We start from the raw sequence: 23765 nt of genomic DNA on the forward strand, positions 1-23765 counted from the left end.
CGGTTATGGTGGCGCCGCTCGGGATCATGCCGAGCGCCTCTGCGAGGTCGCCGCGGTCGTCCGCTATGACCGGGAAGGTTATCTCCTCGCCGAGGTTCTCCTTTATCCACTCCATCCACTTGAGGTGGCTGAACACCTGGTCAACGCTCAATCCAATGGGCTCGACGCCGAGCTTTCTGAACTCCTCGACGCGCTTCTGCATGCCGTAGAACTCCGTCGTACAGACCGGCGTGAAGTCGGCCGGGTGGCTGAAGAGGACGAACCACTTGCCCTTCTCCGTGAAGTAGTCGGGCAGCTTTATCCTGCCGTGGGTGGTGTTGACCTCAACTTCCGGGAACTTTTCTCCTATGACGACCATCTTTCATCACCTCTTCTTTTTCTGTGTCGTCTTCACTATAAACCATGAAGGTTCGAATATATAAACTTTTCGGTTCGCCTAACGGCATTAATCTTGTCGGATATCCACGAGATTTAAGAGCCAGTCGGTTAGCCGTGCAAAGAATGTACTTCAGTGGTTGTCATTGTGAAAAATGGGCCAGAGCACGATTGTCAGAAATAAATTCCACGATTCCGGATTTTGCCTCAAACCTTCCTGACATCGACCCATGTTGAATGACACGCCGAGCCGTTCCCATACTTTTCTACGGTTTCATCGGCCGTCAGGAAATTGGCGTTCCAGCCGAGGAGCCTAACCCAGAAGGCCTTGTAGAGCACCACAACCCCCTGCGGAACGTCTTCCGTAAGCCTGGCCTCCGTTCTGATGCTCCCGTTGTCGTTGAATACCTCGACGGTGTCCCCGTCTTCAATGTCTCTCTCCTTAGCATCGGCCGGGTTTATGTAGAGGTTCGGGTCGATCATTCCATATGTGTTGTGATACTGGCTCGTTATCGTCATCCTGTGGGTCGGCGTGAGGAGCCGGAGTGGATACTGTCCCTCGAACTTCCTGTACTCTGGAAACGGGCTTAAGCCCCTTTCAATCGCCCGCTGAGAGTAAAACTCGATCTTCCCGCTCCTCGTCTCCCACGTCCTCGGCTTCTCCGGGACTTTGATGAAGCCTTTGGTCTTTAACTCTTCCCAGCTCAGTCCGTTGAGCTCAAGAATCTTCCTTATGACCTCTTCGTCGCTTTCGTAGAGGCGGGGGTTATCAATGCCGAGTGCCCTCGCGAGAAGCCGCGTAACCTCGCTGTTGCTCTTTCCGTGAAGCCTCGCGACCGGCTCGTTTAGAGCCACATAACGGTGGTAGTAACTGTCTGCTATGTCCAGGCGCTCGAAAAAGGCGTTCGCCGGAAGGACAACGTCCGAGTACAGAGCCGTGTCGGTGAGGAAGATGTCGTGGGTGACCACGAAAACGTCGTTCTCAATCAGCGCTCTCCTCAGCCGGTTCTGGTTCGGCAGGCTTGCGAGGGGGTTGGAGTTGTATATGTAGAGGAACTTTATCTCGCCCCTCTCGATGTACTCGGCCAGCTTCATCTGGGGAATTCTCTTGGCAGGCTTAGTTCTCAGAAAGGCTCCCTCCGCGTAGGACTTATCGATGGTCTTCATGTCGTAGATGAAGCCGAAGCGGTGGCCCACCAGTGCTGGGAGAATCGCTATCGCTCTGACCGCTTCCCCGCCTGCCAAAGACCGCTGGAAGCCGTAGCCGATGTGGATTACGCCCCTCTTCTCGGCGAACTCCCTCGCGAAGGTCTCTATCTCCTCAACCCCCACCCCAGTCTCCTCACTTACATAATCAAGCGATAGTGTTTTTACATAATTCTTGAATTCTTCAAAACCATAAACGTTCTCTCGGACGAAGTTTTCATCGTAGAGGTTCTCATCGATTATAACCTTCGCAACCCCCAGGGCAAAGAGAACATCCGTGTCCGGCCTAATCTGGAAGAACCTGTCGGAGCGCTTCGCCGTCTCCGTTCTCACCACGTCGACCGTCCAGGTCTCAAGTCCGTACCTCTTAGCCAACATGAATCCGTGCAGGTTCGTCCAGAAAGCGTTGATGCCCCAGTAGACCACCAATCGATGGTTTTTGAGCCCCTCCGGATCCATGCCAATCGCGGTTCCGTAAACGTCTCTCAGGGCTTCTTGTCCCGCCCTGTCGCAGATGCCGTAGTCGAGCATCGATGTGTTCAGGTAGTGGAAGAGCCTCAGCGGGAAGGCGTAGTTTACAACTCCCCTGTCGCCGGCGTATTGATAGACAAGGACGCTCTCGCTTCCGTGTTCTTCGATCGTCTCCCTCAGCTTTTTGGCAACGAGTTCAATAGCTTCCTCCCAGCTCGTCTCCCTGAAGTTCCCACTCCCCTTTTCGCCCGTCCTTATGAGCGGCCTTTTGAGTCTGTCCTCCGCGTGGAACCATCTGGGGAGAAGTGCCCCCTTCGGGCAGAGGAATCCGGCCGTAACGGGGTGCTCCGGATTACCGCGAACTCTTAGTTTCCCATCTCTAAGCTCGCTCACCATCGAGCATGTGTCGTAGCAGTCGCGCATGCAGACGGAGAAGGACATAGGCATCACGGGGCAATTCTTATTCTCTCGGCCGCGTCCCTCTCGATGAGAACCTTCCCGAGGCTCCTGGGGATGACGACGAGGTCGCCCGCCCTGAAGGGTCCGTATTCCCTCAGCTCAGGGTCGAGTATCTTCGGCAGATTAACCTTGATTATGTACGCCTCGCTCGGGGCCGTTCGTTTCAAGGGCTCGGCCGGGCTCTCCGGGACCATCTCAGGAAGTTTCTCTTCCGTGACCTCGGGAACGGCAAGTTCCTCACGCTCAATGAAGGCCCTCAGAACTGTGAATATCTTCTTCTCCTCGGCCGTCAGCTCGCCAGGGATTCCTTCGACCGCCAGATCGACGATTTTATGGAGCCTGATTTTGATTATCTCACGCATGAGCTTCTCAGCTATTCCCAGCTGGGCCAGGTAGAGCTTCTCCTCGATGTCCTCGCCCCTCTCGCGGGAGCTCTCCGCGCTGAGCTTTAGGGCTTTAATTAGGCTGTCGAACTCATCGTAGAACTCTCCATCTAGCTCCGTCAGTTCCGGCGATGAAAGCTCCGCTTCGAGCAGTTCCCTGAGCTTGACGATGTCCACGCTACCACCAGCCGGACTAAATGGGATGAAAGGGGGAAGAAATCAGTCCTCGACGCGCGGGGCGAGGAGGAATATCAGCTTGCCCTCGTCCCTTATCGGGTACTCCATCTGGAGGGGCATCTCGTTGCCGAACCGGATTATGACCTCGTCGGCCTTGCCGATGCCCTTTATCATGTCCGCGAGGTAGCTGATTCCGTAGGCGCTCTTGGTTTCTTCCTCAACCTCAAGGTCGAGAAGTCCCTCATCCTCAAGGGTGAGCTTTATTTCGACCTCGTTGGTCTCTCCCTCGGCGCGCATTATGAACTCGTTCTCGCTGGCTATGAACTTCATGGCGTCGCTGACGAGGGAAGCGTCCTTGACGGCCTCCTTGAGAACCTCACCGAGGACGATGACCTTGGCGGTGAACGGGAGCTCCGGAAGGTCGAGCTCGAGCTCCTCAACCTCGATGAGCGGGAGCTTGAAGGTTCTCTTTGCCGTTCCCTCGAAGGTGACCTCGAGGAAGTTCTCGTCACCCTTCCTGAGGATGAGAGTGTCCTTGTTCTTGCCGCGCTTGAGTATCTTCTTGAAGTGGTCCATGTTGATTCCAATCGTCTCCTCTTCCTCGACCTCATACTTGGAGAATATGCTCTCCGGAAGGTTGAGGTCGATGAGAACGACCCTGCTCGGGTCCATCGCGCGCATTCCAATTCCTTCCTCGGTTATCTTGAAAGCCGCCTCGTCGATGAGGTTGCTTGCGGTGGCTATAAGATCGGCAAAATCCTTGGCACCATCGAAAACTATTTCGAACGGCATCTTTACCCCTCCTTCAGTATATCGAGCATCAGCCTAACCCTCTCTTTTCCGCGGAATAAATAAGCTTTTCCGTTGTCGGTGTCGGGTATCCTCCTGTAGGCCTCTTCAAGCTCCTTCAGAGCCTTCTCCGCGAGCTTCCTGAGGGTTTCGCGCTCAAGCTCGGAAAGCTCCCTCACTCGTAGGCCCTCCACACGTGGCCGCACTTGGTGCACCTGTAGAATATGGTGCTCGGCTCATCGCCGGCCCTCGTCTGCATCTCCCACCAGTAGGCGGTATCGTTGCCGCACTTCGGGCAGGTGACCTTGGTGGTCGGCAGGGTCGTGACGTCCTGCTCGACGACGATGATTCCCTCGTCGGGCTTGTGCTCGACCTTCTGGGTTATCCGAGTCTTTTCCCGGTCCTTCTGCTCGTCAAAGGGTTCCTCATAACCGCATGAGCGGCATACCCATACCTTCCTCTTCCTGTCCGGGAGCATGAGGTTACCGCACTTTGGGCAGAACTTCATTTTTTCACCTCCTTCAGCCGAGGGTTCGGTATGTGGGAGGAGAATAAAAAGTTTTGCCAAAGCTAACCGGACACTTCAAACTCCACGCTCGCGACCCGGCAGCCGACGAGAGGGCCGCAGATTCTCTTTACGAGCCTGTACCGCCCGGGGGGAAGGTCGGGGTAGGGACGGGGCTCCCCTGGGGATTCGTTTTCCGGCAGGTATTTCAGAGCAACACCCTGCCTCCAGGAGTGGAAGGAGGGCAGGTCATAGAGCCTCGCTATAAAGAAAAATGGAGTTTTCATTTCAACCCAGCTCCCGTTCTCCCACCGGTAGATGGGCGTTAGACCAACGTTCCTTATCGCCAGTTCCGGCTCTTCTCCGGGGAAATACGTGGACTTATCGAGGCTCATCATGAAGTGCGGCCCGGTCAGTCCCCAGAGGATGAGTATCAGAATGACTATTCCGGCGCCAATCTTCCACCTCATCCGACCACCTCGAACTCCGCCGAGAGAATTATCTCGTCACTCCTGCTCCAACCCTGGCCGCTGTCTATGGTGACGGTTTTCTCTATGCGGTATCTTCCCGGAGGGAGGGGCTCGAGGGTTCCAAAGGCACTCTTTCCCTTCACAATAATAGCCAGAGGTATCCTCTGAGTCCAGTTGCCACCGGGCGGTATCATGTAACCGATCATCGTGAACGTGAGACCCAGCTCGATTTCCTGCCATCCATCGTCCTCCAGGCGGTAAAGTCTGTAAAAAGAGCCCACGAGGAGCGTCTCGTTCCCCTTGTTGATTATCGTGAGGGTGACGGTTTCCCCGGCATGGTAAACCTCCCTGTCGAGAATCATGGATACTGCCCCCACCGGAGGGACAACTGTGTTTTCCTGGAGACGGTTTTCATCCGCCGTTTCAAGGTGGAAAATGGCAAAAACGATGATGGTAACCACGACGACCGTCAGCGGGCCCCACTTCATAGGTTCATCCAACCTCAACCTTTCACATCAAACTCCGCCCACGCACGGGTCGCCATTGCCATCTTGTTCCCTGGCTCAGTGAACGAGACCATCTTCTCTATCCGGTAGTGACCCGGCGTGAGGTTGAGGTCCGCAAGGTTCACCCTCTGCTCCCAGCTTTTTCCGGGCTCTATTATGACAGCTATCTCTATGAACATTAGGTTCACCGGAACCTCCTTCCACGTTCCGTTCTCCAGCCTGTAGAGCTTGAAGTGGTAGCTCGTGGTGGCGTTGATGTTGTTCTCGTTAGTTATTGTAATGACCATCGTGTCGGTAGGGGAGTAGACGGTTCTGTCGAGCTTCATGGGGTTTTCGGGGGGTGTTGTAACTGCCGGTTCGTCCTTTAGGGGGAGATCGGAGGTCCCTCCCCCATTAGGGGAGTCACTGGCGGCGTTTCCCGACGAGGCAAGGTAGTATCCAACCGGAATCAGAAGGACTATCAGCAGAACGGGGACTACCTTCCTCACAAGCATCACCGGGAGAATATACTCACAGGAGCTTTTAACGGTTCCCAACGCTTCAAACGGGATTGCAGTGAAAAGGAAGAAAAGAGATCACTCCCTCATCGGGAGCCCGTGGTCGAAGGAGTAGTAAACCCTCTGGAAGTTCATCCTGAAGTAGAAGACGTCGCGCTCGACCTTCTTCGGGTCCTCCTTGTCTATAAGGACGCGCTTGATGAAGTGCGCTATCTCCTTCATGTCGTCCTCCATCATTCCAACGCGGGTCATCTCCTGGACGCCTATGCGCAGGCCGCTCGGCTTCTCGACCTTCTCGAGCGGGTCCCAGGGCAGGAGGTTCTTGTTGAGGATTATGCCAGCCTCCTCGAGGAGCGGGGCCGCCCAGCCTCCAGCGGCCTCGTGGAGGTCACTGACGTCGACGATGACCTGGTGGCTCTCGGTGTAGCCCTTGTCCTCACCGATGACCTTGAAGCCCTCCTCGGCGAGGGCCTCGGCGAGGGCCTTGGCGTTCTTGACGACCTGCTCCGCGTACTTCTGGCCGTACTCAAGCATCTCCGCCGCGGTGATAGTCTTTCCGGCCATGTGGTGGAGGTGGTGGTTGCTGAGAACTCCCGGGAAGATGGCCCACTGGAGCTTGGCAATCTCCTCGGTTTCTCCAAACCTCTTGTAGATGATGACACCGCCCTGCGGTCCCGGGAAGGTCTTGTGGGTCGAGGCGGTGATTATGTCAACGCCCTCGCGGAGCGGGTCCTGGAACTGCTTTCCGGCGATGAGACCGAGAACGTGGGCACCATCGTACATGACGTAAGCGCCAACTTCCTTGGCGACCGGGGCGAGCTCCTTGACCGGGTGCGGGAACGGGAAGAGCGAGCCACCGAAGACGACTATCTTGGGCTCGAGCTCGCGTATGAGCTTCTCGGCCTTGTCCACGTCGATGTTGAACTCCTCGTTGTCGAAGGGCCAGGTGTGGACCTCAAGGCCGCGCATTCCGGCGGCACCGAAGGGCATGTGGCTTATGTGCCCGCCGTGGCTGGTGTGAAGAACTATCGCCTTGTCGCCCGGCTGGGTGAGGCCGAAGAAGACCGCCTGGTTAGCGTTGGTTCCGGAAATCGGTCTCAGGTCGGCGAAATCGCTTCCGAAGAGCTTGGTGAAGAGCTCGACACCGATGAGCTCGACCTCATCAACGTACTTGCAGCCCTGGTAGTAGCGGGCCCTGGGCCAGCCCTCGGCGTACTTGTGCATGAAACCGCTCGCCACCGCGCGGGTGACGCTCGGAGAAGTCACGTTTTCACTGGCAATGAGGTTTATCGTGTGCTTCCTCCACTTCTCGTGGTCCTCAAGGAAGTCCATAACCCTGTCGCGGTATGCTTTGTATCCTTCAGCCATGTGGAACACCTCGATGGGGATTTGAGCGCTGGGAATATAAATCTTACCGCATGTGTTCACGTGTACAGAAAAGGACAGCCCGCTGCCGCTAATGAGGCAGGGATGAACCGGTTTAAAAAGGTTGGGGGGTCAGCGGCGAAGCCTCGCCGCCACCCACATCAGGATTGGGAGCACTATAAACGCCAGCATGTCGCCGGTGTCGCCCGCGAACGCAAGCACGTCGGCGAAGTTTCTGACACCTGCGAAGTACACTGCGGCAGGAGGAACGACGGTCAGGGCCCACGCCACGGGCTTCCTCAGCTTCACGAACTCCTCGGTGTTGCTCTGCTGTGCCAGTGCGATGCCTATGTAGCTCGTGGTTATCGCGAGGAGCGGTATGAGGTTGCCGACTACTCTGCCGAGGTGCCCGTAGAGCAGCTCGAGTCCCTGCGTGGCTATCTCCGGGGTCTCCTTTCCGAAGACCAGCAGGAAGGCCGCCATGAAGACCGCGTAGATGACCGTCGGGATGAGGAAGGCCAGCACGATGACCTTCTTGGTTTCCTCGTAGCTCCCGAGTCCCTTGTAAACGTCGGGGATTATCGTGTGGCAGCCGAGGGCGAAGATCGCCACACCGGTTATGCTGAGCAGTCCCGAGAGGTCGGTGTAGAGGCCGTTGCTGAGTTCGGCATGGGGGACGAGCATCAGCGTGACGCCTATGAAGAGCGCCAGCATGATGTAACTCATTATCAGCTCCGTCTTTCCGCTCGCCTCGAGGCCGCGGTAAACGACGAAGGAAGCGAGGACCCAGAATATCGCCGCCCCGACTGTGTCGGTGACGCCAAAGAGGCTCGCGAAGACGCTTCCCATTCCTGCAATGTACGCCAGTATGGCCCCGAAGCTCATTATAAAGATGCTCAGGTACATCAGCCAGCCGCCGGCCTTTCCGAGGGTCCTGTTGGCGATGGTGCTCATCTGCGCTCCGCCCATCTCGGCCGAGAACTTGAGAACTATGAACGCCGTTGCAAGCATCAGGAGCATAACACCCGTGAGAACCCCCAGTGCGGGGATGAGGCCGACCTTGCTCGCCGCGTAGGGTAGGCCGAGAACACCCGCCCCTATCTGTGTACCGACGAGTATTGCCAGCGCCTCGTTCTTCGAGATGTGGGTCTTTTCAACCCGTATCGTGCTCGTCCTTATCGCCGCGACTCCCTTCCGCTTCCTCATGAGCTGTATCAGCGCGGCCTTCCTTCTTAGCTTCTTCCGTCTCGCCAGTGCCTGCCTCTCGGCGTAGTACCTTCCGTGTGATGTGGTGACCTTTTTCCTTGGGGTTCCATCTGTTATGGGCATACTCTCACCTCCCTGTTCCCGCGGATGTGTTCATGAATACAATTTAAACCCTCGCACGGAAACTTGAATCCTGCTTCAAAGATTATTCGGGCGGGGGCTGGAGGGCCCTAAACGGTGGGGAGAATTTTTAAGGATATCCGAGCTAGGTTGGAACATGATAGAGGAGGCTGCAAAACTCCTGGCCCGTTCGAGGTTTGCGATTGCTTTTACTGGTGCTGGAATAAGCGCTGAGAGCGGTGTTCCTACCTTCAGAGGATTCAACGGCCTGTGGAAGAAGCACAGACCGGAGGAGCTCGCAACCCCGGAGGCTTTTCGGAAGGACCCATACCTCGTCTGGGAGTTTTACAGGTGGCGCATGGACCTGATACGAAAGGCCAAGCCCAACAGGGCCCACTATGCCCTCGCCGAGCTTGAGAGTATGGGCATTCTGAAGGCCGTCATAACCCAGAACGTTGACGACCTCCACCGGGAGGCGGGAACGGGGAACCTCATCGAGCTTCACGGCAACATCTTCCAGGTCAAGTGCACCTCCTGCGGTTACGGTGAGTACCTCAAGGAGAGCGGAAGGTTGGAGGAGTTTCTAGCCCAGAGTAACCTCCCACAATGCCCGGACTGCGGCTCCCTCCTGCGGCCGGACGTCGTGTGGTTCGGGGAACCCCTCCCAAGGAGCGCCCTCAACGAGGCCTTCAGGCTCGCCGAGAGGGCGGACGTTGTTCTGGTCATAGGCACCAGCGGCGTCGTCTATCCCGCCGCATACATCCCCCAGATAGTGAAGGAAACCGGCGGGCGGATTATCGAGATAAACACCGAGGAGAGCGGAATAACGCCCATAGCCGACGTTTTCCTGCGCTGTCCCGCCGGCGAGGCCATGGAGAAGCTCATGACGAGAATCAAGGGGCTGATATGATGGGCGGCAGGATTCTGGTTGTTGGGTTCATGCCGGACGAGGTGGAGAAACTGCGGAAAGCTCTCCCGGTCCCTGTTTTTGAGGTTCCGGAGTACTGCGGGGACTGGGTTGTGAGTGAGGTGGTTGATAAGGCGGAGGGGCTGAGCGGCTCGAGCTACTGGCACCTCAGGAAGTTCGTGATAATGCACGACGTTGAGGACGAGACCCTGAAGGGCATCATAGGAACCGTTAAGTCGCTCGACATCGGCAGGGTCATCTTCGCAACGACAACCGAGACCTCCCTCACATGGAGGCTTGAAGACCTTCTCAACGAGCTGATGGCCGAGGACGAGTACTTCAAAGCAGCGCGCTGGGCGCGCGAGGAGGCAAAGAAGCGGAAGGGGCCCTTCCTCGACATTGGGAAGGGGTGAACCACCCGCCCGAAAGGTTAAATATCCCGAACGAGTAGAGTGCGGTGGGTGAAGGGATGATAAAGGTCGTGTTCTTTGACCTGGACGACACGCTCGTGGACACGAGCAGGCTGGCCGAGATGGCGCGCCGAAACGCGATAGAGAACATGGTGCGTCACGGTCTGCCGGTTGACTTTGATACCGCTTATCAGGAGCTCCTTGAGCTGATATCCGAGTACGGGAGCAACTTCAGCAGGCACTTCGATTACCTGCTCCGGCGTCTCGACCTGCCCAGCAATCCGAAATGGGTAGCCGCTGGCGTCATAGCGTACCACAACACCAAGTTTGCGTATCTCAGGACCGTTAAGGGCGTGAGGAGGGTTCTCCTCGATCTCCAGAGGGCCGGCTACCGGCTCGGGATAATAACCGACGGTGACCCGATAAAGCAGTGGGAAAAAATCCTCCGGCTTGAGCTCGATGCGTACTTTGATGAGGTTTTCATATCGGACTACCTCGGCGTCAAGAAGCCTCACCGGAAGATATTCGAGAAGGCCCTGAGGAAGATGAAAGTGGAGCCCCGGGAGGCTGTGATGGTCGGAGACAGACTGTACTCCGATATCTACGGGGCGAAGCAGGTGGGTATGAAAACGGTGTGGTTCAGATACGGTAAATATGCCGACAGGGAGCTCGAATACCTTGAATACGCGGATTCAACCGTGAACTCTCTGGATGAGATTCTGGATATAGTCAGGGGGCTGAACCTTGAGGAGGGGGAAGAGCGTTCAGATAAGGAAGTTCATGCTGATTGACTCCGCCTACAAGTCGAGGATCCTCAGGGGCGACAAGGTCACCACGATACGCTACGGCGACTACGAGGCGAAGCAGGGGAGCGAGGTCTACCTCGTGATAACCCCAAGCGACACCGCCATAGCGAAGGTCCGGATAATCCGCGTTGAGAAGAAGAAGGTCAGGGAGCTCACCAACGAAGACGCCAAACTCGACGGCTTCTCCGACGTCAGGGAGCTCCTCAGGGAGCTGAACAAAATCTACGGCGAGCTGTACGGCGACGACGAGGTCACGATAATAGGCTTCGAGGTTCTCAAGCGCTTCGAGGACGGAATTCCCCTCAAGTGGCTCAGGGGCCTGAACTACCGCGAGCCGGTGGAGATAGCGCGCCTTTACCTCGAGAACCAGGAGAAGCTGAATCTCAATCGGGAGACGAACTTCATAATGCGCCGTATCTACAACGAGGGCCTTGGAAGGGCCGTCAGGACCTTCGGGCCGAAGAGGGTCCAGCAGGCCCTCCTGAAGACCTACCACGCACTCTACGCGGCGGGGGTAATCTGAGTCCGTGAGAGAAAAGCTTTTTTACGGCTTCATCTTTCTTTAAACGCTATGAAGAGGGTTAAGTTCGACGCCAAATTTACCGCGCTCACGGTTGGAGTCCTTGTCATTCTGGTTCTCCAGGCGGCCGGTTTACTCTACGGAATAAACGAATGGGTTAACTCAAATCTCCCCCTCGTTGACACTCCCGTTATGAACTTCCTCACGATGCTTGGAGGCGACGTATTCCTTGTTCTGTTTGCAATCTTCGCCTTTCTCGTCGAGAGGCGTGAAAGGGGCGGAATTTCGGCCGGTACCGCGGCCTTTCTCCTTGCGGTGGCCTTCGGTCTCGCCGCCGTCGGCGCTCTCAAGCTCATCTTCGCTGAGCCGAGGCCGAGGCCAGACTACGGAACCTACGCCTTCCCCTCGGGCCACGCCTTCAGGGCAGCGGTGATAGCGGCCTACGGCTCGGACAGGTGGAGGAAGTACGCTCCAGCCTTCTGGGTGTACGCCGTTGGAATAGCCCTCACGAGGCTCTTCCTCCACGTTCACTGGTTGGGCGACGTGCTATTCAGCCTGCTCTTTGCCCCCTGGCTCTACCTCCTGCTCAAATCACTCCTCGGAGGGAAGTTTGAATGAACGGTTTCCTTGAGGTCTTTCTTCTCTCACTGATTCCGACTTTTGAGGGGCGCTATGCAATAGTCTACGGCATAGGCAGGGGTTATCCCCTCTGGGAAACGCTTTTAGCCGCTTCCCTCGGCGTTCTGCTCCTCTCGCTAGTTCTTCCGGCAGCTCTTCCTTACATAGACAGACTGATGCTCTGGCTTGAGGGAACCTTCCTCAGGAAGATAGCCCACCTCTACCTCTACTACGTCGAACGGGTCAGGAAGAAGGCCCACCCCTACGTGGAGAAATGGGGCTTCATAGGGCTGACGATTTTTGTTGCAATTCCGCTCCCCGGAACTGGCGTCTGGACTGGAGCTTTAGCGGCCTACCTCCTCGCCATAGGGAGAAAGCAGACGGTTCCGGCGTTAATCCTCGGCGGACTTTTGAGCATGGTGATAACGTTGCTTCCGGCCCTGGGGCTGTTTGGGTAGAAAAAGGAGAAGCTCAGGTAAGGCTTCTTCCCATAGTCTCTTCTCCCAACGCCAAGACGTCCAGCGCGCCGATTATCGCCACCACAGCAATCACGAGGACAGCCAGGGCGCTTCCGCTCAGCTCCATTATCCTGCCGGCCAGGATCGGCGCGATTCCCCCGCCTATCCTTGCCATCGCCCCCGCCCAGCCGGTTCCGGTGCCCCTGACGGCCGTTGGATAAAGCTCCGGAGTGTAGGCGTATATCGCACCCCAGGCACCGAGGTTGAAGAAGCTGAAGGCTACCGCGCTCGCGATTATTGCAGTTTCGTTTCCTGAGTTTGCCGCGAAGTAGAAGCCAATCCCGGCTATTCCAGAAAGCAGGAGGTAGTAGGAAAGGGTTTTCTTCCTCCCAATCCTCTCAAGGAGGTAAGCGGCGCTCCAGTATCCGGGCAGCTGAGCTATCGCCGTGATGATGAAGTACTGGAAGCTCTTGAAGACGGTGATCCCAAGGGTCGAGGCCAGAAACTTTGGAAGCCAGATGAAGAAGCCGTAGTAGGCGAATGCTATGCTGAACCAGGCTATCGTGAGCATGAGGGTTGTTCTTCCGTACTTCCTCCAGAGGTCTCCGACCGAGGCTTTCCTTTCCCCTTTCGGGGCCTCAAGCTTGACGCTCACGCCGAGCACCTTTCTGATGGTCTCTTCGGCCTCCTTAACGCGCCCTTTGGTCAGAAGGAAGCGCGGCGATTCGGGGAGGGTGAGGAGGAGCGGCAGGATCAGAATTATCGCGCCGCCGAAGAGCAGTATGCTCCTCCAGTCGGCTTTAACCAGCAGGGCCACGACGCCGATGATTATCGTTCCTATCGCCCAGAAGCTCTCAAGGATTGAAATCATCGCTCCCCTTATCGAGCGGGGCATGAACTCGGCGAAGTACGAACTCGCAACCGGGAGGGAACCGCCCAACCCGAGGCCGACGATAAAGCGCAGGGCTATGAGGGCGTCGAGGTTTCCCGCAAAGGAACTCACTATTGAGCCGATGGAGAAAGTGACAACCGCGAGGGTGAGCGTCTTCTTGCGTCCAATCCTGTCCGCGAGGTAGCCGAAGAGCCAGGCCCCGAAGAGCATTCCGAAGAGCGCGGCCGAGCCGAGGGAGCCGAGCTTCGTCAGGCTTCCCTGAAAGGCCGGGTCGTTCTTGAGCAGGGCTATGACGAATCCGGCCGAGATGGTGTTCACGGCTATGAACGCCCATACCGTTCCGAGGATAGCCAAAAGCGTGTAGTGGAACTTATTCAACCGGGAGTTTTCGATGGCCTCCATCTTCCCAACCACCCGATTTCATTTGCATGAAGAAGTTTTTAAGCGTTTTCTCGGTTGTTCCGTCTTGTTACACAGGTTTGGGGAATTATCCGGAAGCTTCGGAGAATAATGTGACTCACGGTTCTTTAATGCAGGAGATTATGGTCGTTGCGTCACTCAAAAACCTTAAATTCTTCGGAGGGCCAACCTCCTATCCCGAGTGGTGAGATGAACCTGCTCAGGAGGTACAGGCTTCTCTTCGTCCTCATGAACACGGGCTTCATCGGGAACCTCACGGTCATCTACTACCTCTCGAAGGGCATCACCTACGGCCAGATCGGTCTCGTGAGCGCAATCTCGGCGCTGGGCTTCTTTCTCTTTGAGGTTCCGGCCGGTGTGGTGGCCGACAAGGTGAGCAGAAAGACCAGCGTGCTGATTGGAATGGGGCTTTTCTCCCTTGGCACGGTCATCCTCATCTTTCTCAGGAACTTCCCCATGCTCATAGCTTACGCCGTCGTCTCTTCCCTCGGGGCCACTTTCGTGAGCGGAAGCCTTCAGGCATGACTCTTCGACAACCTCAAGCATCCAGGCATGGAGGAGCGGTACCGTGAGGTCATGAAGGACGTTAAAACCCTGACGCTGCTTTCTTCCGCGTTTTCGATTCCCATCGGCGCTTTCTTGGCCCAGTTCTACGCCTTTACCCTGCCCCTCGTCATGACGCTACTGATGGAACTCGGTGCCTTAGTGACGGTGCTATCAATACCCGAGTACGAGTTCAAGAGGCCCGAGGTTTCTTACCACATTCACGTTCTCCATTCCACCAGGGAGCTCCTCAGAAATGACCTTCTTCCGCTGATTCTCGTATCAATCGCTGTGAGCATGTCAATCAACCAGTTCCACAAGTTCTTTGAGCCCTACCTCGGTGAAATACTCGCGAGAGACCTTGGGACGACCCTCATGAACACCCTCGGACTGCTCGGCATCGTTGAGGTCCTGATTAAAACCCTCCCCCGGCTCATCGGGATTAGACTGGGGAAGAAGTGGGCGTGAGGGCCTACGAAGCCGCGCCCCTCGCGATTCCAGTTTTCACAGCCCTCTCGGTGCTCTTCCAGAACCCGCTTTTTGTTGTCCTGCTCGGGGTTCTCGCGACTATCGTTAACACGGCCTTTGGCTTCAACGTCTCCGTCGAGTTCCAGCACAGGATACCGACTGAAAAAAGGGCGACGGTTCTGTCCCTCGACATGATGTTCTCCGCGATGGTCATGGCGGTTTTCTACCACGGTCTACGGGTTTGCTATGGATAGGCTCAGCCTGAGCGAAGCGAGACTGCTCTTCGCTGTAATCCTTTTCGGCATCGGCGCGGCTTTCAAGCTGGCCAGCGTCGACCCCCTGAGGGAGCCACTGGAGCTGAGGCATCTGGCGGAAGAACCCTGATCTATCATTCCGACAGAATGAAACTGGGACCCCAAAAGGGGATACGAACTAAAATGTAGGTTGTGAAAAGAAAAGTGGAGAAATCACTTCGTCGCCCTCGTTATGCCGACGTCCTCCACGAGGACGTAGGGCGTTGAGACCGGCGTGTCAACTTCCCACCAGTGGATGTGGTAGCTCTCCTTGCCGAGGGCCTTGATTCCTTCAAGGATCCTCTGGAAGTTGTCGCTCACGCGGATGTTCCTTATCGGCTTCAGCTCGCCGTTCTCGACGAGGAATATTCCGTCGCGCGGTATCGTGGAGAAGTCGCCGGCGACGTAGTTCTGGAAGCGAGTGTACCAGACGTTGGTGATGTAGATTCCCCTCTTAACCTCGCTGAACAGCTCCTCTCTGGTGTAGTCGCCCGGCTCAAGGACGATGTTCCATGTATGGGGCATTATAAGGCCCGCATTGGCGGTAGTTTCCGTTCCGTACTTCTTCGCCATGCTCGTGTTGAGCAGGAATGTCTTGAAGGTTCCTCCCTCGATGATGGTCGTTTCCCTCGTAGGCACTCCTTCGTCATCGAACTTCCTGCTTCCGTAGCCGTTGGGCATGTTTCCGACGTCTTTAATGGTGACTATTTCGCTCGCCACCCTCTGGCCGAGCTTGTTCACCAGGAAGGAAAAGCCAGCCTCCGCGGCGTAAGCCGAGGTCATGAAGCTCATGTAGCTCAACAGGTTGGCGAAGGCGAGGGGGTCGAAGATGACGTCAAACCTCCCCTCCGGTCCCTGCTCCGGGTTCTGGGCGAGCTTTGCAATCTCACCGGCATTCCTTCCGGCGCTCTCGGGATCGAACTTCTTGAGAACGCGAACCGAGTTCGTTCCGTGACCGCTCTCAAGGTCTCCGATGAATGCCCTAACGCTTATCTCTATCCCCGTTCCCTCGTCGAAGGCTTCAACTCCGTTGCTCGTGGTCAGGTAAAGCCTGGTGTGGTCGGTGTAGAGAACACCGGCGACGCGTTTGGCGCCTTCCTCAAGGGCCGCATTGATTGCCCTCTCAACGTACTCGTTCGGCTCGTCCAGCTCGACTATGGCCCTATCGAAGGTCTCCGGAATATCTCTGTACTCGAAGGGCCCCTCGGCAATGCCGTAGTAGTCCTCCTTGGGGGCCATGCCCTTCATGTTGCTCAGGAGCGTTTTCAAGGTTCTCTCTATGTTATCCTCGCTCAGCTCGGTGATGCTCGTTCCAGCAACGCGCTTCTCAAGCTCAACGAACAGCTCCACCTTTCTCTCGTGCCAGTTCTTCGCTACCGTTATCTCGTTGTTGGCGAAGCGAACCTGTCTGCGGTTGGTCTCATAACCCAGAACCACGACGTCACCGAAGCCCAGCTCTTTGGCCTTTTTAAGGATGAACTCATTAACGTCGAACATCTCCACCACCTCAGTATCTCAGCGGTATATCCCTGAGCCTCGCATGCGCTCCACCCATCCAGACGGGGACACCCTGTCCCGGTTCACCCTTTCCGCAAGTTCCGGGAACATCTCGACATCCTTTCCAACGGCATCGACGCTGCTCCACAGGGCCCTGGTGGTTATCTCAAGGATCGGCCTCTTGACCGGGTGCTTGATCTCGCCGTTTTCGATGAGGTAGGCCTCCCTGCCGATGTACCTCTGCTGGTAACGCCTGTCGTCGATGTTCCACTCGTTGAACGAGACCATGTAAACGCCGAGCTTGATGTCCTCAATCAGCTCCTCGAATGAGTAATCCCCTGGAGCCAAGTATGTGTTGGCCATCCTTACTATCGGCTCGCGGTTGTAGTTTATCGCCCTCGCCGAGGCGTTGGAACGCTGACCGAGCTTGTAGGCATATTCCCTGTTGGTGAGGAACTCCGTGATTATTCCGTCCTTAATAAGGTAGCGCGGCCGTGCCTTCACGCCCTCGTCGTCGTAGAGGTAGAAGCCCCAGCTGTTCGGCAGAGTCGGGTCCTCTATGACTGTAACGATCTCGCTTCCAATCCTCTCGCCGAGCATGTCCGGCTTGACGAAGCTCTCTCCAGCCTGAGCAGCTTCCCTGCCAAAAATCCTGTCCGACTCGTAGGGATGCCCCACACTCTCGTGGACGGCTATGCCGGCCACCTCTGGGCTTATGACCAGGTCAACCTTACCTTCGGGTGCCTTCTGACCTTCATAAATCAGCTTCTTGAGGGCCTGAACGTCCTTCACCGCCCAGTTCCACGGCTCGTCCCTCTCGATGAGCTCCAATCCCCCAGAGAATGCCCTCTGGACGAAGGGAGCCTGCTCCATCTGGCCGTTCTCGAAGACAACGAGGTTGTACATCACCGAGACCCTTGGAATGACGCTCTCGATGAATGCACCATCGCTGTTGGCTATTATCTTGTGCCACACCTGATCAGAATAGCCGAGGTAGCGCATGGGCACGTTTACTCCTGTTGCCGTTACCTCCTCCTCGACCTTCCTAAGGAGCTCCATCTTCTCCTCCGGGGAAACGTCCCTGAAGTCCTTGCGCATCTTGACCTCATAGTAGACCTCGTGGAAGTCCTCCTCGGAAAAACGAATCGGCTCATTTCTCACCTTGGAGGCCGCTTTGGCCAGCTTGACGGCCTTCTTGACGGCTTCACTCACACTCTCCTTCGTAAGGACATTGGTGCTTGCGAAGCCCATTCCTCCATCCACGAGAACCCTGATACCCATTCCCCGCTCAGCCAGAAACTCCAGCCCTTCGGGGTTGCCGTTCTTCATTGCCAGAGAAGTGCCGTTCTTCTCCTCGAACCTCGCCTCCGCGTAGGAAGCGCCGAGTTCGAGGGCCTTCTCAACCGCGAACTCTACGAGTTCATGCATGCACATCACCTCAGTTTACTGCATAGAATAGTGCGTCCGGAAGTATAAAAGTCTTTCCGTTAAGATGGTGGTCGAAAAAAGACTTTAATCGCAGGGCTTCCAATGCCTTGTGGAGCTAAAACAAGGGAGGGTTGTGATGGATTACGTTAAGCGCTTCTACCTCGCCGGGTTCTTTTACCTGGCCCTTTATACTGGCTTTTACCAGGTCTACCTCCAGAGTTTGGGTCTGTCCAAAGGACAGATTGGCCTGCTGATGGGAATCATGCTTTTTCTCGTGGCTTTTCTCGAAGTTCCAACCGGAGTTGTGGCGGACAAGGTTTCAAAGAAGACGAGCGTCCTGATGGCGAGGACTCTCTCCCTTCTGTTTCTTTTCCTGCTCTACTCGGCAGATTCTTTCGCTGACCTTCTTCTCGCTACCATTATAAGCGCGCTTTCAACGGCCCTTGCCACAGGCGCCGAGACTGGCTGGCTCTATGAGCTGCTGAAAGAGGACGGAAGGACAGATGAGTATCCAAAGGCTTACGGTAGATTAAGGGCATTTGAGACAGTCGGGGGTTTTGCCGGGACCCTTGCGGGGGGTGTTATAGCGGACGTATACGGCATGAGGCTGCCCATAATCCTGAGTGCGCCCTTTATACTGGCCTCGCTCCTGGTACTCGCCACTATCCCAAAGGATACTGCGAGAAGTGGCCTTTCGTACGGTCATCACCTGCTTGAGAGCCTGAGGTTCGTCTGGAACTCCCGAGATGTCCGGTGGCTTTTTATCTACGCGAACATCATGGGTCTACCCCTGACCCTTTTTACCGCCTTCATGCAGCTCTACTTCTACGGGTTTCTGGCGTCGGTTCTGGCGGTTTCATGGGTTATGGCACTTTACATGGCCATCAGCAGTGCCTCGTGGTATTTTGACGCGGGTGATAGCACAAGAAAACGAATCTACTCCTATGCGGGAATCGTCATTCCTCTGCTGTCGTTTCTCGCCGGGCTGAACGGCTGGCTGGGCTTTGCCACGCTGGTTCTCGGAACCTTTATATTCTCACAGGCGTTTAAGGAGTGGCAGGGAAGGTTTCAGAGTGCAATTCCTGATGAGAAGAGGGCTACCATTGGTTCCCTCTATTCCCTCATGGCCGCGGTTGCCAACGGGGTTCTCAATGTTATCATTGGCTGGCTCTTTGATTATGTCGGGATAATGAGGGGAATCCTTCTCGCGTCGGCATTATTTTTGGGACTGGGGATTCTGGCTTTTATAAAGCAATGCAAAGGATTTACAGAACTCTGACGTTTAAATATGGGTCGTCCATGAGCGAGAGCATAACGCTGATGTGATTTTTCTTTTGCAAACCTCCCCCTTTAGGGCGAGGAGGGGGTCAGGAGATAGAGCCTGAACTTCCTAAGCTAAAGGCAAAGGAACTCAAGAGGAAGGAGATAAGTGAGGAAGAAGCCAAGGAGCTGGATAGGCTTGCTGAGAAGACATTAAAGGACGGAATTCCCCGGGAAGAATCGAAGAGGGAACGAACTGTGAGGCCCTCAAAACTTCTCCTCGCACTCACACGGGTTCTTCCCGCAGTAGGGGCAGACCCCGGGGTACTTCTTCCTGGCCGCTTCCTCGAGGTCAATGTCGAGCAGGTTTGCCAGGCTCGCGAGCCACGCTAAAACATCGGCAAACTCTTCCTCCATGGCCTTCCGGTCGTTCTTCCTTATCGCCTCGCTCAGCTCCCCAATCTCCTCCACAAACCAGAGGAATGTTCTCTCCACTCCCCTCTTCGAGTCCTTGTGGAAGTAAATTTCCTTAATCATCTCCTGAAACTCGCGGATCTCCATGTTCTCACCTGAGAAAAGGGGAAGAAAATGGCTTAAAAATCACTCGCTCGCCACTTCGATGAGCTTCCTCATGTGAATCTCAACGGTGTCGAAGACCTCTGCCGGCACATCGCCGGACTTCACTATCAGCGGAAGCTCGGTGCAGCCGAGAATGACACCTTCAATGTTTTCCCGCTCTATGTAGCGGTTTATTAGTTCAATCACCCAGTCCCTGCTGGCGAAGTTCTCGAACATCAGTTCTTCAGTGATGATTCTGTTCAGCTCGTCCATCTCCCCCTCGCTCGGCGTGGTGACCTCGAAACCGGCCTCGCGAAGGGCGTTCTTGTAGAAGTCGGCAGTCATGGTTGTCTTAGTGCCGAGGAGGAGAACCCTCTTAACGCCCCTCCTCTTCATCTCCTCTATGAGGGCGTCGATTATGCTCACCATTGGGACGTTCACGGCCGCCTGAACGTCGGGAAAGACTATGTGAGGTGTGTTGGCCGAGAGCGATATTATCTCCGCCCCCACCCTCTCAAGGGCTTTGGCCGCGTTGATGAGTATCTCCTTCCTCCCCTCCCAGCCGTTCGGGTTGTGAATGAACTCCTTGAAGTTTATCGAGTAGATTATGAGCTCGGGAAAGACGTAGGGCTCGAACTTTTCCCTGCTTATCTCCAGGTATTTCTTGTAGTAATAACACGTCGCCTCCGGGCTGGTTCCGCCTATTATTCCTATTTTCTTCATGAGAATCACCGGAGAACATAGCGCCGGGAAGAATATGAACCTTTTGGTTTAAAACGAAAGGTTAAAGAGGGCCGGAGTTTACAAAAAATCAAAAATCTCCGGCGATTTCGAAAATCATTCGTTCTTCATGTGGACGTCGAGCTGCGGGAACGGAATTTCGATGCCCTCCTTCGTGTAGAGCTCGTAGATGCCCTTGGTGAGGTCTCCCTTTACGTCCCAGTAGTCCTCCGTCTTGGCCCATGCCCTGAGCTGTAGATTGATGGAGGAATCCGCAAGGGCCGCTATTACTACGCTCGGCTCGGGATCGTCGAGAACCTTGGGATGATTCCTCATGAGATCCATTGCGAGCTTTATGGCCAGGTCAAGGTCCGTGCCGTAGGCAACGCCGATGTCCACATCGACCCTCCTCGTCGGCATTCTGGTGTAGTTCACTATTATGCTTCCCCAGATGAGCTTGTTGGATATGGTTATCAGCCTGTTGTCCGGGGTCATCAGCTCCGTTGACATCAAGCCAATGCCGCTGACCTTTCCAACTTGGCCGGAGACCTCGACGACCTCTCCGAGGTCTATCGGCCTAAGGGCGGCTATCCACACGCCCGCGGCGAGGTTGGTGAGCGTGTCTTGCAGACCAAAGCCCAGTATCAAGCCTATGACCGCCGAGATGCCGAGTATTAGCGGGGATACGGAGATGCCGACGGCACCGAGCGCCACTATGATGACTATGATGTAGAGTAGTATCGCCAAGAACCTCCCCAGAAACTCAATGACGAGCGGCGAGAGCTTCGTTTTCCTCATGCTCTTCTTGAAGAGCGAGACCAGAATCTTCGCCACAATGTAACCCAGTATCAGGATTATCAGCGCCGACACCAGCTGGAACGGCGTCACCCCTATGTAGGGCAGGGGCTCATCCAGAGCCACCATGCTATCACCTCGAATAGTTTTAGAGAAAATTGGGTATTAAAGTAAAAAAGGCTTTCCTTTTTCACTCAAGAATCGAGATTATTTCATCCCATAGCTTCTCGGCCAGCTCGCGTTTGCCCATCCGCGGGAGCTTTTTAACCGAGCCCCTGCCCACGAGGATGACCTCGTTCTCCTCGCTTCCGAAGGCTTTGAGAGTGTTGGCCACGACGAGGTCGCTTCCGGCCCTCTCGATCTGTCTTCTTGCTGCTTCGATAAGCTCCTCCTCACTAAGGCCGGTCTCTGCCTTGAAGCCGACGAGGAAAGTTCCCGGCTGAAGCTCCTTAACGCGGTCTATTATCTTCGGCGTCGGTTCGAGCTCGAGCGTTAGCTCCCTCCCACTCTTTATCTTGGCGCTGGTCCTTTCCTTAACGCGGAAGTCGCTGACCGCGGCGGCGAGGATAACGATGTCGTAGTCCTTGGTATTTAGCTCGTCCTCTATCGCCTCAAGCATCTCCTCAACGATCTCAACCTCGATCTGGTTCTCCACGAAGCTGGGAACGCTCCCCTTTGTCCTAATCAGAGTCACCTCTGCCCCCCTGAATTCCGCCTCCTCTGCTATTGCGACGCCCATCTTCCCGCTGCTCGCGTTTGTTATGTAGCGGATCGGGTCTATGTACTCCCGCGTTGCGCCAGCCGTAACGAGAACGCGCTTTCCTTCGAGTGTCTTTGGATGGAGCTTTTTGATGACGCGGTAAACTATCTCGTCCGTTGTGGCCACCTTCGCCTTGCCCTCCTCGAATCTCGGGCCTATGAACTCAATGCCGAGCCTCTTGAGCTTCTCGATGTTCTCAACGACTATCGGGTGTTCGTACATGGTCGAGTGCATCGCGGGGGCAATCATTATCGGTGTGTGGGCGAAGGCCGTTGTCACAACGGTTGTGACGGGTGTGTCATCGATTCCGCAGGCGATTTTTCCTATCGTGTTGGCCGTTGCTGGGCAGACGAGGATCAGGTCAGCCTTGTTCTCGTGCTCTCCTGCAAGCTCGACGTGCTCGATGAAGCCGGTGATTTCCGTCACGACCGGGTTTCCTGTGGCGAACTCCATAGCGTAGGGGTGGATTATTTTTTGGGCGTTCTCGCTCATGACGGCGTGAACCTCAGCGCCGTGCCGTATCAGCTCCCTGGCGAGCTTGACGCACTCGACGGCGGCTATGCTCCCGGGAATCGCGAGAACGATTTTTTTGCCAACGAGCTTTCTGCTTTTCGTGGCATGGATCAGTTTGACGTGGTGAAGCATGGAAACACCTCCAAATAATTAAGGGGCTTGGTGGTTAAAACATTACTGGAGGATCCGCTAAACTCAGCGAGATTCACAGGAGTGAACCACCCCTCCCCCGGAAGGAGGCGTCCCGCCCAGCGGGTTAAACGGCAGTCATCCAGTACCGTCGAACGGTATCGTTGTTTACATCCCTCCTCAGCATGATGAAAACCGCGTTTTTGGTCACGATCCTCTTGACTACTTTGGCGTCTCCTATCCTCACCCGTCCGATTGTTAGATGGGACACCGCGTCTATGAGCTCCTGGGGGGCATTGGGTTTAATTCCTATTGTTATGTCGCTCGGGTAAAATTTGCCGCTGGTATACTCAAAGAGTATCACCACAGGATACGTTCTGGACATCACTTCAACGTTAATCAGAAACGCCTCGTGGATGTACGTGTGTCCCTCTTTTGCCTCAACCACGCTTACTTCCAGGGAGGTTGGGAGGGCGACGGTTAACCTGAGGAGGTACTCACATAACTCCTCCCTCGGAACGGATAGTCGCACCACCACACTGTGTCTTTCCTCACTATAATACACCCACTTCAACGAAACCTCACTTTCAAGTATTGTGTCCATGATAGTATTAAGGAGTTCTACTGGAACCTCAAATTCGAGCGAGAGCATGCCCGAACCCCCATTGACTTTAACGTAGGGTTCTGTTCAGAAGTTAGTACTTTAATCATTTATTAAGTTATTGGATATCCTTCCCGGGGCAGTGGTGGTCAGGGCAGGACTGCAATGTTATACTGAACCCACTCCGCCACCTCGGAGTTTTGAAGTTCACAGTCCAAAAAATTGAGGCACCCAATAAGAATGCAATACTGGGACATATTAATGACTGACAGCATCCTCCTCGAACCTCTTCACTTCCTCAGACGTCCCCACCCACACGACTATGGTCGGCTCAACCGTTATCATACCATCCCTTATCATGGGCTTTACCTCGTTTATGGCCTTCTCGATCTTGTATCCCCTGTCAACGACCTCGATTACGATGGGCAGGTCCGTTGAAAGCCTCATTACGTCTGCTGAGTGGACGCGGCTCTTCTTACCAAAGCCGTAGATGCCGCGGTAAACGGTCGCTCCGGCGATGCCCATCTCGCGGAGCTTCTCCACTATCGCCTTGTAGAGGGGTTTTCCCTCAAAGCGGTCGTTCTCGCCTATGTAGATGCGAAGGCGGAGCGTGTTCCAGTGCTCGACTTCGACCATTCAA

At 55.4% G+C, this 23765-nt stretch carries 31 protein-coding genes; 11 read left to right on the plus strand and 20 right to left on the minus strand.

What is annotated here, in order from left to right:
* From APY94_RS00300 to APY94_RS00345, 11 genes are all read right to left on the minus strand, one after another.
* A partial coding sequence (locus tag APY94_RS00300) for a redoxin domain-containing protein (RefSeq protein ID WP_157065421.1) occupies nucleotides 1-358 on the minus strand: 358 nt, incomplete at its 3' end.
* A gap of 224 nt (nucleotides 359-582) precedes the next feature.
* Complete coding sequence (locus tag APY94_RS00305) at nucleotides 583-2493, minus strand: molybdopterin-dependent oxidoreductase (RefSeq protein WP_058937751.1); 1911 nt, start codon at nucleotides 2491-2493, stop codon at nucleotides 583-585.
* 5 nt (nucleotides 2494-2498) lie between these two features.
* Complete coding sequence (locus tag APY94_RS00310) at nucleotides 2499-3071, minus strand: DNA replication complex subunit Gins51 (RefSeq protein WP_058937752.1); 573 nt, start codon at nucleotides 3069-3071, stop codon at nucleotides 2499-2501.
* 42 nt (nucleotides 3072-3113) lie between these two features.
* Complete coding sequence (locus tag APY94_RS00315) at nucleotides 3114-3863, minus strand: DNA polymerase sliding clamp (RefSeq protein ID WP_058937753.1); 750 nt, start codon at nucleotides 3861-3863, stop codon at nucleotides 3114-3116.
* Between the two features lie 2 nt (nucleotides 3864-3865).
* Complete coding sequence (locus APY94_RS13295) at nucleotides 3866-4039, minus strand: hypothetical protein (RefSeq protein ID WP_014011748.1); 174 nt, start codon at nucleotides 4037-4039, stop codon at nucleotides 3866-3868.
* Nucleotides 4036-4368 carry a transcription factor S gene (locus tag APY94_RS00320; RefSeq protein WP_058937754.1) on the minus strand — a complete coding sequence of 111 codons (333 nt, stop codon included), beginning with the start codon at nucleotides 4366-4368 and terminating at the stop codon, nucleotides 4036-4038. Before APY94_RS00320 ends, APY94_RS13295 begins: the two co-directional genes overlap by 4 nt.
* A 62-nt stretch (nucleotides 4369-4430) precedes the next feature.
* A complete protein-coding gene (locus tag APY94_RS00325; protein WP_058937755.1) occupies nucleotides 4431-4835 on the minus strand; it encodes a hypothetical protein in 405 nt (134 codons plus the stop codon).
* Nucleotides 4832-5323 carry an immunoglobulin-like domain-containing protein gene (locus APY94_RS00330; protein ID WP_058937756.1) on the minus strand — a complete coding sequence of 164 codons (492 nt, stop codon included), beginning with the start codon at nucleotides 5321-5323 and terminating at the stop codon, nucleotides 4832-4834. Before APY94_RS00330 ends, APY94_RS00325 begins: the two co-directional genes overlap by 4 nt.
* Before the next feature lie 14 nt (nucleotides 5324-5337).
* On the minus strand, nucleotides 5338-5835 hold the full coding sequence (locus tag APY94_RS00335) for an immunoglobulin-like domain-containing protein (RefSeq protein WP_245610362.1): 498 nt from the start codon (nucleotides 5833-5835) through the stop codon (nucleotides 5338-5340).
* Between the two features lie 81 nt (nucleotides 5836-5916).
* On the minus strand, nucleotides 5917-7206 hold the full coding sequence (glyA, locus tag APY94_RS00340; protein ID WP_058937758.1) for a serine hydroxymethyltransferase: 1290 nt from the start codon (nucleotides 7204-7206) through the stop codon (nucleotides 5917-5919).
* Nucleotides 7207-7335: 129 nt separating this feature from the next.
* Nucleotides 7336-8532, minus strand: a complete 1197-nt coding sequence (locus APY94_RS00345) for an aromatic amino acid transport family protein (protein WP_058937759.1) — start codon at nucleotides 8530-8532, stop codon at nucleotides 7336-7338.
* Between the two features lie 154 nt (nucleotides 8533-8686).
* Here APY94_RS00345 and cobB point away from each other — a divergent pair, with 154 nt between their 5' ends.
* Genes cobB through APY94_RS00375 form a run of 6 tightly spaced genes read left to right on the plus strand, consistent with a single transcriptional unit; the run spans nucleotide 8687 to nucleotide 12248 of the window.
* On the plus strand, nucleotides 8687-9439 hold the full coding sequence (gene cobB, locus APY94_RS00350; RefSeq protein ID WP_058937760.1) for an NAD-dependent protein deacetylase: 753 nt from the start codon (nucleotides 8687-8689) through the stop codon (nucleotides 9437-9439).
* Nucleotides 9439-9849, plus strand: coding sequence for a DUF3783 domain-containing protein (locus APY94_RS00355; protein ID WP_058937862.1), 411 nt, complete (start codon nucleotides 9439-9441; stop codon nucleotides 9847-9849). The genes cobB and APY94_RS00355 overlap by 1 nt, the downstream gene beginning before the upstream one ends.
* A 56-nt stretch (nucleotides 9850-9905) precedes the next feature.
* Entirely contained in the window at nucleotides 9906-10637 is a 732-nt protein-coding gene (locus APY94_RS00360) for a TIGR02253 family HAD-type hydrolase (protein ID WP_058937761.1), read from the plus strand.
* A complete protein-coding gene (locus APY94_RS00365; protein WP_058937863.1) occupies nucleotides 10627-11175 on the plus strand; it encodes an ASCH domain-containing protein in 549 nt (182 codons plus the stop codon). Before APY94_RS00360 ends, APY94_RS00365 begins: the two co-directional genes overlap by 11 nt.
* Nucleotides 11176-11223: 48 nt before the next feature.
* The gene (locus APY94_RS00370) at nucleotides 11224-11790 is read left to right on the plus strand and encodes a phosphatase PAP2 family protein (protein ID WP_058937762.1); all 567 of its coding nucleotides are present in this window, start codon (nucleotides 11224-11226) and stop codon (nucleotides 11788-11790) included.
* The gene (locus APY94_RS00375; protein WP_058937763.1) at nucleotides 11787-12248 is read left to right on the plus strand and encodes a COG2426 family protein; all 462 of its coding nucleotides are present in this window, start codon (nucleotides 11787-11789) and stop codon (nucleotides 12246-12248) included. Before APY94_RS00370 ends, APY94_RS00375 begins: the two co-directional genes overlap by 4 nt.
* 13 nt (nucleotides 12249-12261) lie before the next feature.
* On the opposite strand, the gene APY94_RS00380 is transcribed toward APY94_RS00375, so the two are convergent.
* On the minus strand, nucleotides 12262-13542 hold the full coding sequence (locus APY94_RS00380; protein WP_058937764.1) for an MFS transporter: 1281 nt from the start codon (nucleotides 13540-13542) through the stop codon (nucleotides 12262-12264).
* Between the two features lie 207 nt (nucleotides 13543-13749).
* Between APY94_RS00380 and APY94_RS13475 the strand changes: the two genes are divergently transcribed.
* From APY94_RS13475 to APY94_RS13490, 4 genes are read left to right on the plus strand one after another with little or no spacing between them, the layout of a single operon-like run.
* Entirely contained in the window at nucleotides 13750-14085 is a 336-nt protein-coding gene (locus APY94_RS13475; RefSeq protein WP_245610344.1) for an MFS transporter, read from the plus strand.
* Between the two features lie 27 nt (nucleotides 14086-14112).
* Entirely contained in the window at nucleotides 14113-14571 is a 459-nt protein-coding gene (locus tag APY94_RS13480) for a hypothetical protein (protein WP_245610345.1), read from the plus strand.
* Nucleotides 14568-14825 carry a hypothetical protein gene (locus tag APY94_RS13485; RefSeq protein ID WP_245610346.1) on the plus strand — a complete coding sequence of 86 codons (258 nt, stop codon included), beginning with the start codon at nucleotides 14568-14570 and terminating at the stop codon, nucleotides 14823-14825. Before APY94_RS13480 ends, APY94_RS13485 begins: the two co-directional genes overlap by 4 nt.
* Nucleotides 14818-14955 (plus strand): hypothetical protein, encoded by a 138-nt coding sequence (locus APY94_RS13490; protein ID WP_245610347.1) that lies wholly within the window; start codon nucleotides 14818-14820, stop codon nucleotides 14953-14955. The genes APY94_RS13485 and APY94_RS13490 overlap by 8 nt, the downstream gene beginning before the upstream one ends.
* A gap of 83 nt (nucleotides 14956-15038) precedes the next feature.
* On the opposite strand, the gene APY94_RS00390 is transcribed toward APY94_RS13490, so the two are convergent.
* Entirely contained in the window at nucleotides 15039-16361 is a 1323-nt protein-coding gene (locus APY94_RS00390) for a TldD/PmbA family protein (protein ID WP_058937765.1), read from the minus strand.
* Between the two features lie 18 nt (nucleotides 16362-16379).
* The gene (locus APY94_RS00395; RefSeq protein ID WP_245610348.1) at nucleotides 16380-17789 is read right to left on the minus strand and encodes a TldD/PmbA family protein; all 1410 of its coding nucleotides are present in this window, start codon (nucleotides 17787-17789) and stop codon (nucleotides 16380-16382) included.
* Nucleotides 17790-17925: 136 nt separating this feature from the next.
* Between APY94_RS00395 and APY94_RS00400 the strand changes: the two genes are divergently transcribed.
* A complete protein-coding gene (locus APY94_RS00400) occupies nucleotides 17926-19068 on the plus strand; it encodes an MFS transporter (RefSeq protein WP_058937766.1) in 1143 nt (380 codons plus the stop codon).
* Between the two features lie 248 nt (nucleotides 19069-19316).
* On the opposite strand, the gene APY94_RS00405 is transcribed toward APY94_RS00400, so the two are convergent.
* From APY94_RS00405 to APY94_RS00430, 6 genes are all read right to left on the minus strand, one after another.
* The gene (locus APY94_RS00405; protein WP_058937767.1) at nucleotides 19317-19610 is read right to left on the minus strand and encodes a MazG nucleotide pyrophosphohydrolase domain-containing protein; all 294 of its coding nucleotides are present in this window, start codon (nucleotides 19608-19610) and stop codon (nucleotides 19317-19319) included.
* A 39-nt stretch (nucleotides 19611-19649) separates the two neighbouring features.
* Nucleotides 19650-20330: an aspartate/glutamate racemase family protein gene (locus tag APY94_RS00410; protein WP_058937768.1), complete on the minus strand. Its 681-nt coding sequence runs from the start codon at nucleotides 20328-20330 to the stop codon at nucleotides 19650-19652.
* A gap of 114 nt (nucleotides 20331-20444) precedes the next feature.
* Nucleotides 20445-21251, minus strand: coding sequence for a mechanosensitive ion channel family protein (locus tag APY94_RS00415; protein ID WP_058937769.1), 807 nt, complete (start codon nucleotides 21249-21251; stop codon nucleotides 20445-20447).
* Between the two features lie 61 nt (nucleotides 21252-21312).
* Nucleotides 21313-22527 (minus strand): bifunctional phosphopantothenoylcysteine decarboxylase/phosphopantothenate--cysteine ligase CoaBC, encoded by a 1215-nt coding sequence (coaBC, locus tag APY94_RS00420; RefSeq protein WP_058937770.1) that lies wholly within the window; start codon nucleotides 22525-22527, stop codon nucleotides 21313-21315.
* Nucleotides 22528-22651: 124 nt separating this feature from the next.
* Entirely contained in the window at nucleotides 22652-23176 is a 525-nt protein-coding gene (locus APY94_RS00425; RefSeq protein WP_058937771.1) for a hypothetical protein, read from the minus strand.
* Nucleotides 23177-23383: 207 nt separating this feature from the next.
* Nucleotides 23384-23761: a DUF190 domain-containing protein gene (locus APY94_RS00430; RefSeq protein WP_058937772.1), complete on the minus strand. Its 378-nt coding sequence runs from the start codon at nucleotides 23759-23761 to the stop codon at nucleotides 23384-23386.
* Nucleotides 23762-23765 lie beyond the last annotated feature (4 nt).

This window comes from Thermococcus celericrescens, from assembly GCF_001484195.1.
In the GTDB taxonomy this organism is placed as follows: domain Archaea; phylum Methanobacteriota_B; class Thermococci; order Thermococcales; family Thermococcaceae; genus Thermococcus; species Thermococcus celericrescens.